Source organism: Deefgea chitinilytica (assembly GCF_016881405.1).
Lineage (GTDB): Bacteria > Pseudomonadota > Gammaproteobacteria > Burkholderiales > Chitinibacteraceae > Deefgea > Deefgea chitinilytica.
This window is the reverse complement of record NZ_WOFE01000010.1, coordinates 25,315-37,571: the sequence shown is the minus strand read 5'-3', so window position 1 is coordinate 37,571 and position 12,257 is coordinate 25,315. Positions and strand designations below refer to the sequence as shown.

8 protein-coding genes are annotated in these 12,257 nt (G+C 49.3%); 5 read left to right on the top strand and 3 right to left on the bottom strand.

Annotated features, from left to right (window positions below):
• Positions 1-116: 116 nt before the first annotated feature.
• Positions 117-1,661, bottom strand: a complete 1,545-nt coding sequence (locus GM173_RS14265; protein WP_203572062.1) for a serine/threonine-protein kinase — start codon at positions 1,659-1,661, stop codon at positions 117-119.
• Positions 1,662-1,818: 157 nt separating this feature from the next.
• Here GM173_RS14265 and GM173_RS14260 point away from each other — a divergent pair, with 157 nt between their 5' ends.
• Together GM173_RS14260 and GM173_RS14255 are read left to right on the top strand one after the other, a co-directional pair.
• Positions 1,819-3,417 carry an NAD+ synthase gene (locus GM173_RS14260; RefSeq protein WP_203572061.1) on the top strand — a complete coding sequence of 533 codons (1,599 nt, stop codon included), beginning with the start codon at positions 1,819-1,821 and terminating at the stop codon, positions 3,415-3,417.
• 174 nt (positions 3,418-3,591) lie between these two features.
• Entirely contained in the window at positions 3,592-5,388 is a 1,797-nt protein-coding gene (locus GM173_RS14255) for a GGDEF domain-containing protein (RefSeq protein ID WP_203572060.1), read from the top strand.
• 76 nt (positions 5,389-5,464) lie between these two features.
• On the opposite strand, the gene GM173_RS14250 is transcribed toward GM173_RS14255, so the two are convergent.
• On the bottom strand, positions 5,465-6,577 hold the full coding sequence (locus GM173_RS14250) for a diguanylate cyclase (protein WP_203572059.1): 1,113 nt from the start codon (positions 6,575-6,577) through the stop codon (positions 5,465-5,467).
• Between the two features lie 195 nt (positions 6,578-6,772).
• On the opposite strand from GM173_RS14250, the gene GM173_RS14245 reads away from it, so the two are divergent.
• Positions 6,773-7,135, top strand: coding sequence for a hypothetical protein (locus GM173_RS14245; protein WP_203572058.1), 363 nt, complete (start codon positions 6,773-6,775; stop codon positions 7,133-7,135).
• 129 nt (positions 7,136-7,264) lie between these two features.
• On the opposite strand, the gene rpsT is transcribed toward GM173_RS14245, so the two are convergent.
• Positions 7,265-7,534 (bottom strand): 30S ribosomal protein S20, encoded by a 270-nt coding sequence (gene rpsT / locus GM173_RS14240; protein WP_203572057.1) that lies wholly within the window; start codon positions 7,532-7,534, stop codon positions 7,265-7,267.
• Between the two features lie 156 nt (positions 7,535-7,690).
• Here rpsT and murJ point away from each other — a divergent pair, with 156 nt between their 5' ends.
• Both murJ and GM173_RS14230 read left to right on the top strand, forming a co-directional pair.
• Positions 7,691-9,226 carry a murein biosynthesis integral membrane protein MurJ gene (gene murJ / locus GM173_RS14235; RefSeq protein WP_203572056.1) on the top strand — a complete coding sequence of 512 codons (1,536 nt, stop codon included), beginning with the start codon at positions 7,691-7,693 and terminating at the stop codon, positions 9,224-9,226.
• A 93-nt stretch (positions 9,227-9,319) separates the two neighbouring features.
• A complete protein-coding gene (locus GM173_RS14230; protein ID WP_203572055.1) occupies positions 9,320-12,232 on the top strand; it encodes an HD domain-containing phosphohydrolase in 2,913 nt (970 codons plus the stop codon).
• Positions 12,233-12,257 lie beyond the last annotated feature (25 nt).

The window sequence follows — 12,257 nt, the reverse complement described above, 5'->3', positions numbered from 1 at the left end:
CAAGAGTAAAACCATCCACACTCCCCGAACAAAAAAACTCATGCAAAGTGCTCAACCGAAAGTAATCGCAGTAACATCGCAAAGCACGATAATCCAGCTTGGCCGCTTTTACTTCTTTAACCACCACCTCGCCGTGGCTGCTCAGGAGTCGGAGTTGGGCACGTGGTTTTACCATGAATGCAATCGACCAAACCAGTCACCGCAGAATCGATAGCCTTGCCAAAGTGTTGCAAGCCGGAATTCAAACCAGTCTCACTCCGTTTTGGCTTCGACTGCGTTTCACTGTGCGCCGGCGGTTGTGGCTGATGCTCAACATCACTTTCCTGCGTCGGCGCAGGCTCAGTCTCCACAACTGGTGTGGCCATCGGTTGGGCACTCTGCGGCACGACCCGCTCGGATTGATGAGGATCACTCCATGTAATCGTTGCCGCAGCGATTTCACTTTCTGGATTAGGCCACATCAAGTACAACAAACCCGCTGCACCCAAGCCAACAATTGATACCTGTACTTTTCTTGGTTGTGCTAAAAACCAACGTTTTGCCTGCAGCAGCCAGGCGACCAAAATCGGCCTAAGCTTTTGCCACCCGAGTAATAGCTGCGCCATAACAATCGGCGCCCACTGTTGAATCAGCGCGGCAATACGACGTAGCCACGGCCAAAGCCGACGGGCAATTTTTTGTAAAATCAAACCACTTTCTTGCAGCAGCCAAAGCAGCGTCACCCCGGTTTGCTGCAGCCAACTGTAAATCGGTGTGTCTTTCGGCTGGACTTCATCCGCAACTGGCGAAGGCTCGACGGCGGGATCCGCCATAGTGGCATGGCTCGCTTTCTGCTGCGGTAGTGGCTCAGCACCAGCGGACTGAATCGTCTGCAGCACCTCATCAGCCGAAGCAAATCGATCTTCTCTTTTTTTCGCCAGACAGCGCAAAATCACCTCGGCCAACCAAGACGGCACCGCGGAATCCAGCTCACGTGGATCGACCGGCTGAGAATGCAAGATGTGAAAGACAATATTCATCGTGGTTTCGCCATCAAACGGCAGCCTGCCAGTCAGAGCTTGATACAACACCACACCCGCCGAATAAATATCCGCGCGACCATCGAGCTTGCTTCCGGCGAGTTGCTCGGGCGACATATAACGCGGGGAACCGAGTATCGTTCCAGTTCGGGTTAAATCACTCGCAGGTAGCTGGGCAATCCCAAAGTCGGTAATTTTTACACGCCCATCTTTGGTCAGCATCAAATTGGCAGGCTTTATATCACGATGCACCACATCATGCTGATGCGCGTGTGCTAAAGCGGAAAACATCTGCTTGGCGATGCGAATCAGGTCTCGAATCGACAAAGTACCGTGCTTGTCCAGCACCTGTTTTAAGCTAATCCCTTGCACCAACTCCATCGCGAGATAAGGCTTGCCGCGCCATTCTCCGCAATCAAACACGGTGATAATGCCAGGATGATTCAAGCGTGCAGCCGAGCGCGCCTCTTGCAGCAAGCGTGCGGCGTAATCGGTGGCCTCAGCACTATCCAACGACACTTGCAATAACTTCAGTGCGACTTCTCGCTCAAGCCGCTCATCTCGCGCCCGAAACACCACGCCCATCGCGCCCTGACCAAGGCGAGATTGCAGCTGATAATGCGCGATTTTAGCTTGATTCATAGCAAAGCAAGGCTTGAACACGGAGTGAAATAAACGCTTATTGTAGCCTGCGCTCATCCACACCATTCGTAACAAATCGCACAGGCGTGATTTTGCGCACACAGCGCAGCGCATAACGTTAAAATATCGCTTTTCCTTCGCTGATTAGTTGCCGCCCATGAAAATCGCCCTTGCACAGATCAACCCTATTGTTGGTGACCTCGACGGCAACACCGAGCTTATTTTAGCGGCAGCGCGTGAAGCCGCCGCCAACGGTGCCGAAATTCTGCTCACTCCAGAACTAGCGCTCACTGGTTATCCACCGGAAGATTTACTCTTGCGCCCTGCTTTTTTGCAGCAATGCCGCGAGAAAATCGCCCGATTTATCGACGAATTGGATGGCATCACCTTGGTACTGGGCTATCCATCAGTGAGTGGCGATGAGATCTTCAATTCAGCCTGCGTGATTCGTGACGGCCATTTTCTAGGCCGTTACGACAAATTATTATTGCCAAACAATGCTGTTTTCGACGAAGTCCGCTACTTTACGCCCGGCGCCGTACCGCTGGTATTCGAGCAAAACGGTGTCAATATCGGCATCGCGATTTGTGAAGATTTATGGGATACCGAACCCGCTGCAGCCGCGCGTGACGAAGGTGCGGATCTATTATTAGCGCTCAATGCCTCACCGTATCACCAAGCTAAACAAAGCAAGCGCCGCGATGTAGCCCGCCAACGCGTCGATGAAAACGACATGCCAGTGGTGTATTGCAATTTGGTCGGTGGGCAGGATGAATTGGTTTTTGATGGTCATTCATTTGCCATCAATAAAGCTGGCGCTTTAGCGCTGCAACTCCCTGCGTACCAAAGCGTCATCGGTTATGTTGACTATCAAAATGGCGATTTGCAAATCGGTGATATCACGCCAGACGAATCGCTTGAAGCCAGCATCTACGGCGCTTTGGTGCAAGGCGTGAAAGACTATATTGGCAAAAACCGTTTCCCCGGCGTCTTGCTTGGCCTCTCTGGCGGCATTGATTCGGCGCTCACTTTGGCGATTGCGGTTGACGCACTTGGTGCCGATAAAGTCCATGCGGTGATGATGCCTTCGCGTTATACCGCCGATATTTCGGTGAATGACTCGCGGGAAATGATTGAAATCTTGGGCTGCCAATATTCAGAAATTGAAATTTGGCCCATCTACGAAGCGATGATGGCAGGCCTTGCACCAGAATTTGCTGGCACCGAGATGGATACTACCGAAGAGAATCTGCAAAGCCGTATCCGGGGTATGCTTCTGATGGCTTTATCTAATAAGGGCGGCAAGCTGGTACTCACCACGGGTAACAAATCAGAAATGACCACCGGCTACGCAACACTGTATGGCGATATGGCTGGCGGCTTTGCGGTACTCAAAGATATTGCCAAAACGCTGGTGTATCGCCTCAGCAATTGGCGTAATGAACAAGGCGTGGTGATTCCAGAGCGCATCATCACCCGCCCACCGTCAGCCGAATTGCGTCCCGACCAAAAAGACCAAGACAGTCTGCCAGAATACGAGGTGCTCGATGCGATTTTAGCTGCCTACGTTGAGGATAACTTAAGCATCGCCGACATTATCCAACTTGGCTACGCCGAAGCGGATGTCCATAAGGTCGTGCGCTTACTGAAAATCAACGAATACAAACGCCGCCAAGCACCGGTTGGCCCACGAATTACCCAACGCTCGTTTGGTAAAGATTGGCGTATGCCTATCACCCAACGCTTTACGCGCTAAGGACGCTGCCGCTGAAAGTGGCACTACTAATTTCAGCGGCAGTCTAAATCTAGGCGGCATCACTCTCGCACTGCAACAAATTTTAACAATTCGGTCACAGCTTAACTCGATTGTAACAAATAATTCATCTTACACTGTTACCTTACGAAGCTATCTAAGCCTTTCCGAGTTTGTATGTCTTCTGTTTGCACTTCCGACCCTTACTGCGCCGAGCTCGGGCAAATCATTCAGCAACAGCAACTGACAGCGCTTTTTCAACCCATTGCAGCGCTCAATCATGAGCAAGCGTATGGCTTTGAAGGGCTGATTCGAGGGCCTTCCGCCCATTTTTTACATTCGCCCATCAATTTATTCCAGACGGCAGAGCGTTGTAATCAACTAGTCGAGCTAGACATTGCCTGCCGTAAAGTGATTATTAAAACTTTTGTTGAGCGAAATTTACCGGGTAAATTATTTCTCAATATTTGCCCAACCAGCTTAATGCAACCGTCATTTCGACCCGGTGCCACCTTGGCCTACCTTAAGGAAGTCGGCTTAGATCCCCACCGAGTCGTCATTGAGCTCACCGAAACTCAAGCGACCACGGATTACAATCTGCTAGCTGATGCACTCAAACACTACCGTGAGATGGGATTTAAAATTGCATTAGATGATTTAGGAGAAGGTTTTTCAAGCCTAAGACTTTGGTCTGAACTCAAACCCGACTTTGTCAAAATCGACAAATACTTTATCCAAGGAATTGGCTCTGACCCACAAAAACGCCAATTTGTTCGCTCCATCCAACACATTGCCCTGCACACTGGTACCTGCGTAATTGCTGAAGGGATTGAATCGGTCGCAGAGCTCGAAGTCATTCAACGAATTGGCATCAACTTGGCACAAGGCTATTTGATTGGCTACCCGAACACTCAGCCGCTAGCAAAAATCAAACTACCGACGCTACAAACCCAAACGCCACTCACGATTGATCAGCACAGCAATCATGCTGGCGCCTTATTGAAGCACATCCCGAGCGCCAGCCCGACCGATAGTAATGAAGCCATCTGGCGACGCCTTTCCGCACAAACCGACCTAGCCGCGATTCCGGTTGTTGAAAACAATAAGCCCATAGGGCTGATCAAACGAAGTGATTTATTAGAGTTATTTTCGCGGCCATTTAGCCGAGAATTATTTGGCTCACGCAGTTGTGCCACCCAAATGGATCGCAATCCACTGATTGTGGAACAAGCCACTAGCCTGACTGAATTAGCGCGTTTAATCACCTCGTGTGAGCGCGGCGATCTGAATGACGGCTTTATTTTGACCGAGCAAGGCCACTATCTAGGCATGGGCACTGGCCGTGATCTGATCCGAGCGATGACGGCTTTACAAATTAGCGCGGCACGCCACGCTAACCCACTCACCGGACTACCTGGCAATGCACCGATTCAAGATGCCATTACCCAGCTGCTGGTTGAACAGCTCAATTTCACGGTCGTCTACGTCGATTTAGATCATTTCAAACCTTACAACGATGTCTATGGTTACGCCCGTGGCGATGAGTTGCTACAATTTTGTGGCAACCTGTTGCAGCGTAATACTGAGCCACAATTAGATTTTGTCGGCCATGTTGGCGGAGACGACTTTATCTTATTACTCCGTTCCCCAGATTGGCAGAGCCGTTGTGAGGCAATCTTAAGTGAGTTTGAGCAGCACTTATGCGATTTTTTCAGCCCCAACCATTTGGCGGAACAAGGCTATGCCGCGCACAATCGCCAAGGCGAAATGGCGCAGCATCCTTTAGTCTCAATTTCAATGGGGGCGGCGCAAATTATTGCCAGTGATTACAATACACATCATGAAGTCGCCAACACGGCCTGCGCCGCGAAACACATGGCCAAGCGTCAAGCAGGGAATGCCTTGTTTATCGAACAACGCTTTTACAACCGCAACGAACAAAACATGATGTATCTACATCAAAGCAATGCTTAATAAAGGCCAGCAAGGCATACCCAATAAAAAAGCACAGCAATTTTGATGCTGTGCTTTTTAACAATTGCAACTCAAATCAGTGATGATCGAGCCGCGATAAATCCCAATCCAAATTTAATTCTTGATTGGCCATCGCCAATAAAGGCTGCAAATTTCGCATTAAAGCCAATAAATGCGGCTGCAACTCTTGCCCCATGCCTTTATGCAACATCACTAACGCTTCGGCAATTAATGGTGTTGGCGCAAGCGCGGTATTCATTTCCGGCATAAAGACCTGATTATCCATCGGCGTCGCATACAGCCGATCTTGTGCAATCATCATCATACGCTCTGACGATTGCGCGTCATCGTGCCATGAATTGGCCACTGCAATACTCGCACTCACCCGCAGTTGGGTGCCGCGGAAGTTAATCCGCGCATTCGCGATACTATTTCGCAAGCGCTCAGCAACAATCCGCGCCTCAGTCAGTGGCGTTGCCGGAGATACAATCGCAAACATCGGCCCGGCCAAATGCGCCAAGGTATCTTCTTTACGCAATTTGCCCTCAAGCAATTTCGCAAGCAAGCCCAGCATTTGGCCGTACAATTTTTCGCCCAATTTATCATTGAGTGCTTGATGATGATTGACTTCCAGCAACAGCAAAGTCACTTCACTATTGTGGCGCAACGCAAAAGCCAGCGCTTGATTGAGCTGCAAATCCAATAAATGCGGACTAGCGACCCCGGTCAGCTCATCGGTCGTGGATTGCACTTGCACTGCACGCGATTCAGCCAATTCACGCCGAGTCGCCGCTAACTCCAGATTAGCTTTGACCCGCGCCAGCATCTCGGTTCGATCGGTCGATTTAGTAATGAAATCATTCGCGCCACATTCAACGCAGCGTAATTTGGTCGACTCGTCTTCTTCACCCGAAATAATAATAATCGGCAAATAATGCAAACGCTCATCGCCCGAGCTACGTACACGCGCCAACAAGCCCAGACCATCCAGCTCGGGCATGGTCAAGTCAGAAACCATTAAGTTGATGGTCGTATCGGCCAGCAAACGCTTCCAGCCCGCTTCGCCATCAGCCTCTTCTACAATATCAAAATGCTCAGATAAATGTTTTTTGACCGTTGCGCGGACAATCCGCGAATCATCCACAATTAACACTTTAGGACGGGTGCTTAATTCGCTACTCTCGTTCATAATGAATTCCATTACATTCGGTCAAACGCTAAAGGTCTGTTGGTGAGCCGTTTTCAGTCGCCAACCTTGCATCAACAGACTTTAAGCCTAGCATACGAATCTGGGTGACGGGGAGTAGAAATACCCTTGGCCGTCCATTGATTGAAGTCTAATTCAGTATTTTATACCTGACTTCTGCGACTTTGGGATGACAATATGTCGACGACTTATCGTTTACAACTGAGCATAGCGCCCATTTCGCCCGCCGAGGCCGAGCGTAGCCTACTGGCGATCAAACGCGCGTGGTGCATGCCCTCTTGGGTGCGTCGCCAAGCGCTCGCGGAACAAGTGATTTTATTAGAAGTGCGCCATGAAGCCGAACTCAAGCCCAATGAAAGCCCGGACTGGTTTGTCGAGCGAATTGGTGCCGCAATTTGGCAAGAAACGGGGCGTTACGTACGCATCTCAGTCGATATTGCGCCGCACGAAGCGCCTGATGGCCGGATTTACGTCCTCGATGAGCCTGCGTATTGGCGGATTATGCAAAGCTTTCGGCTTTCCTCGGCACGATTTAGCTAAGGTCTTCTCGCATCGTTATTTCGCTTTACCAGATAACTTTTGTACGAACACTTCATTTCCCAAAGTAACAGATACAAAAAAACCCGCTTGAGGCGGGTTATTTTGCTTTAGAACCTGTTACTACAAAGCTTAGGCAGCAGCCATTGCTTTGATCGCAGCAGACAAACGGCTCTTATGACGAGCTGCTTTGTTCTTGTGGTAGATCTTTTTGTCAGCCAAGCTGTCGATCGTGCTAACAGATTCTTGGTAAACAGCTGCAGCAGCCGCTTTATCGCCAGCCGCGATCGCTTTCAGTACTTTTTTAACTGCAGTACGGAATTCTGAACGTTGTGCGCCATTGTGTAGGCGAGCAGCGTCAGCTTGACGAGCGCGTTTGCGTGCTTGTGCGGTATTTGCCATGGTAATTCTCCTGAAGGGGTAAACGGGTCTACTGCTTCGCCGGAGACACGGACTTTCGGCAGCACACACACCCTAGAAAGTCGGCAATTTTATGCCTTCTTCACGCCGAGTGCAAGTAGGCGTTATCATGAGCGCCATCTGGGATGGATAAAAACAATGAATTTACTACGATCACTAGCTGCAGTCAGCTCAATGACCCTGGTTTCACGCGTGCTGGGCTTTGCACGGGATGCAATTATGGCGACCATTTTTGGCGCAGGCGCTGCGATGGATGCTTGGGTCACCGCCTTTCGGCTGCCTAATTTACTAAGACGTATCTTTGCAGAGGGCGCGTTTTCTCAGGCGTTTGTCCCAATACTGGCAGATAAAAAAACCATCGAAGGGCAAGAAGCCGCCAAAGCATTCACGGCCCACGTTGCAGGCCTGCTCACACTGATTTTGGCAATTGTAACGTTAGTCGGAATTTTGACAGCGCCGTGGATTATCTGGAGCACCGCGCATGGTTTTACCAAAAACCAGAGCCAGTTTGAACTCACCACAGGTCTGCTTCGCATCACCTTTCCCTACATTTTATTAATTTCCTTATCATCGTTGGCTGGCGCAGTCCTCAATACGTGGAATAAATTTTCAGTGCCAGCGTTTACGCCAACGCTGCTAAATATCTCATTTATCATTTTTGCGCTGTTTTTTGCCCCTTATTTTGACCCTCCCATCATGGCAATGGCGTGGGCCTTGCTCGTAGGTGGTTTGGCTCAATTAGCTTATCAATTACCGCACTTGAAAAAAATCGGCATGTTGGTTCGCCCGAAACTCAACTTGAACGACCCCGCAGTCTGGCGAGTATTAAAACAAATGGGACCGGCTATTTTAGGGGTGTCAGTCAGCCAGATTTCGCAAATCATCAACCAAAGCTTGGCTTCGCTATTAGTAGTTGGCTCAATGTCATGGATTTACTACGCCGATCGTTTGATGGAGTTGCCGACTGGCTTACTGGGGGTGGCTTTAGGAACAATCTTGCTGCCTTCGCTCTCTAAATCATTAGCGAAAAACGACAACGATGAGTATTCAAAATTACTCGATTGGGGTCTACGCTTAGCGCTGTTACTGGCATTACCCTCGGCGGTGGCACTCGCAGTAATTGCTGAACCGCTAACAATTTCGCTATTTCAATACGGAAAGTTTACTGCACATGATGCCCAGATGACACAAATGGCGCTCATGGCCTACGCGGTCGGTATTCCCGGTCTCATTTTGATAAAACCACTGGCGCCAGCATTTTATGCCCGGAAAAATATAAAAACGCCGGTGAAAATCGCGGTGTTTTCGCTACTAGTAACGCAAGGTCTGAATTTAATCTTGGTTCCTTTTTTGCATCACACAGGCCTCGCCTTGTCGATTAGTTTAGCGGCGATTGCGAATGCCGGCTTGTTGTATTACCAGCTAAGAAAACAAAATTTATTTATCCCGCAACCGGGTTGGACCCGTTTTATATTGAAATTACTGCTGGCAGTAGTGCTAATGGCACTTTCTTTATATGGTGTCATGCAATTAATGCCGAGCTGGGGTCATGGCACAATGCCAATCCGACTTCTGCGCTTATCAGCACTCGTCACGGTGGGCCTCTTGGTTTATTTTGCCATTTTGGGTCTTTTTGGATTTAGACCCCACCAGTTTTCACGCCGTAGTGTGTAATTGAATCAGTAGCGTAATCTAGGCTCCCATTTCATCTAGCGATTCATGTTCTTCGCCTATACTTGCCCAATCAAAGCAAGTTAAGCGAAGAACATGCCTCACAATAGCCAAAATAAAGTTCCGTTTTATATCCATATCGCATATTTATTTATTGCGCTATTGCTAGGATTTGCTTTGCTCAGTGGCTGGAATCAATACCAAGCCACGAGTGTCATTCTGAAACAGTCGGCTGATCGCCAATTTCGCCTCACGGCCCAAGCAGCGCTTGAAGAGGTTGAGGGCATCTATAAAAGCGGCGCGCTCACCACCCAACTACTGGCGCAACAGCGCTTGATGTATGCCAAAACCTTAGCCGAACGGCTAGATAGTCTTGGATTTATCAGCACTTCTTTAAGCAACAATCCCGCAGTCGGAGCTCAATTTATTGGCTATGATACGGGCGATTTTTTTATGGTAAGCATGTATCGAGGGCATGCTGCGATACAAAAACGCTTTAATCCGCCCAATGGTACTCGCTGGATCGTGCAAAGCATCACCCATCCCGCGGGCCAAATCCGGGGAGAGTATTTGTTTTATGACGATCAGCTCAAACTCATTGAACAACGGATTGATCCCAATTATCAATATGATCCACGCGTCCGCGATTGGTATAAAGCCAAAGCCACACCAGGCCAATTAATCGTTGGTCAGCCTTATTACTTTGCGAGCAGCGGCTTGGTGGGGATTACCTTTTCACAGCAAACCAGCAATCAATTGGCGGTCGCGGGAAGTGATTTACAACTCGCACGCATCAATGAATTTCTCTTACAACACCAAGTAACCCCTGACACTCGATTGGCCTTACTCGACCACAATGAGCGTGTGATTGCTAGCCATAGTGGCACGCCTAAACTCATCACCGAAGCCGATGGCCAATCACGTTTGCCGAAATTATTTTCTTACGATGCTCCCGTATTAAAAGCATTTTTAAACATGCCGCAAGGCAAAGCGGACAATGCCAGTACATTTGCCTCTGAACATGGCGAAGCTTGGGAAGGACTCGCACGGACAATTCAGCTGCCGAATATGAGCCAGATGCAGCTAGTGATGGCGGTGCCACATCGAGAACTACTGGCAGCCGCGATCGAAGAACGTAATCGCAGTCTGCTGATGTCACTCTTGCTGATTGTGCTCGGCGTTCTGGTCGCGATTTGGCTAGCACGAAAGGCATCCAATCCCATCAATGCATTAACCGAAGAAATCCAAAAAATCGAGCAATTTCAATTTGATGATCCAGTCCAAGTTGAAACGAATATCTCCGAAATCGCACGTTTGGCCAGTAGTTTGGGAGACATGAAAACGACGATCCATCGCTTTATGGAGCTTTCGCAAGCGCTCGCAGCCGAATCAAACTTCGGGCGTTTACTCGCTCGTATTTTGGATGAATTAGGGGCAGTGAGCCTAGCTGAGGGCGGCGTTATTTATATTCACCATGATGATGGTCATTACCTAGAAGCTGCACAATATTTTTGGCAAAGCAAGGCGCAAACTAGCCCTGAACACGTGGCCACCATTGATTTAAACGGTGAGCACATCGTAGCCCAAGCTTTGCGCAATGATGAAGTGCTCCGCTCGGTGTCCCCCGATACCTTCCACCACGCATTTCCACTACTCCCCGCAACAGAGAAAAATTTTACCCAACTCACTCTGCCTTTACGTAATCGCGACGGCACCTTGGTTGGTGCCTTAGCGCTGCTGATTGATGAATCACGCAAACCCAGTGCCGATTTACTCGCTTTCGTACAAACCATTGCCGCCACCGCTGCAGTGGCTGTGGATACACAAAGGCTGGTGAATGAACAAAAAATCTTGCTCGAAGCATTTATCCAGCTGATTGCCGGCGCCATTGACGCCAAAAGCCCGTATACCGGCGGCCATTGCCAACGAGTGCCAGAGCTCACCAAGATGTTGGCGCGCGCAGCGCAAACGCAAACCACAGGGCCATTTGCCGATTTTGTACTCAGTGAAGAACAGTGGGAAGAATTACACATCGCCGCATGGCTGCACGATTGCGGCAAAGTGACGACGCCAGAATATGTCGTCGACAAAGCCACCAAACTCGAAACACTCTACGACCGGATTCATGAAATCCGCATGCGCTTTGAAGTACTCAAACGCGATGCCGAAATTCGCTGCTGGCAAGGCATTGCAGAAGGCGGCGATGCGAATGCACTCAAAACGCAATTGGCGCAAGAATTGGCCACGCTCGATGATGAATTTAGCTTTATTGCGACGTGCAATGAAGGCGGTGAATTGATGGCGCCAGAGAAATTAGAGAAACTCAAACAAATTGCCAGCCGCACGTGGCTGCGCACCCTCCCCGACCGAATCGGCATTGCGCATGAAGAAAAAGAGCGCAAAGCACGCGAAGCTGAAGCGCCGCTGCCCGTTATTGAAGCACTACTTGCCGACAAACCAGAGCATATTTTGATTCGCAGCGAACGCGATAAACTCGCCGAAGATAATCCTTGGGGCTTTAAGGTTAAAACTCCTGAACACATGTATAACCGTGGAGAACTTTATAACCTTAGCGTAGCGCGAGGTACCCTATCAGAAGAAGAAAGATACAAGATTAATGAGCACATTATCCAAACCATTATCATGCTGGAAAAACTACCGTTCCCCCGCCATTTACGCCGCGTGCCAGAAATCGCCGGAGGCCATCATGAAAAAATGGATGGCACGGGTTATCCAAAACGTCTGAAACGCGACGAAATGAGTTACCCAGCACGGATGATGGCAATTGCCGATATTTTTGAAGCATTAACCGCCATAGATCGGCCGTACAAAAAAGGCAAAACGCTGTCTGAAGCGATCAAAATTATGGGCTTTATGATCAAAGATCAGCATATCGATCCTGAGATATTCTCACTATTTCTCAGTGAAGGCTTGCATCTTGAATATGCACAACGATTTATGCAGCCAGAACAGATCGACGAAGTCGATATCACGCCTTACCTCGTTTAGAGCGAAAACCCAAAGCCAGCGCTGC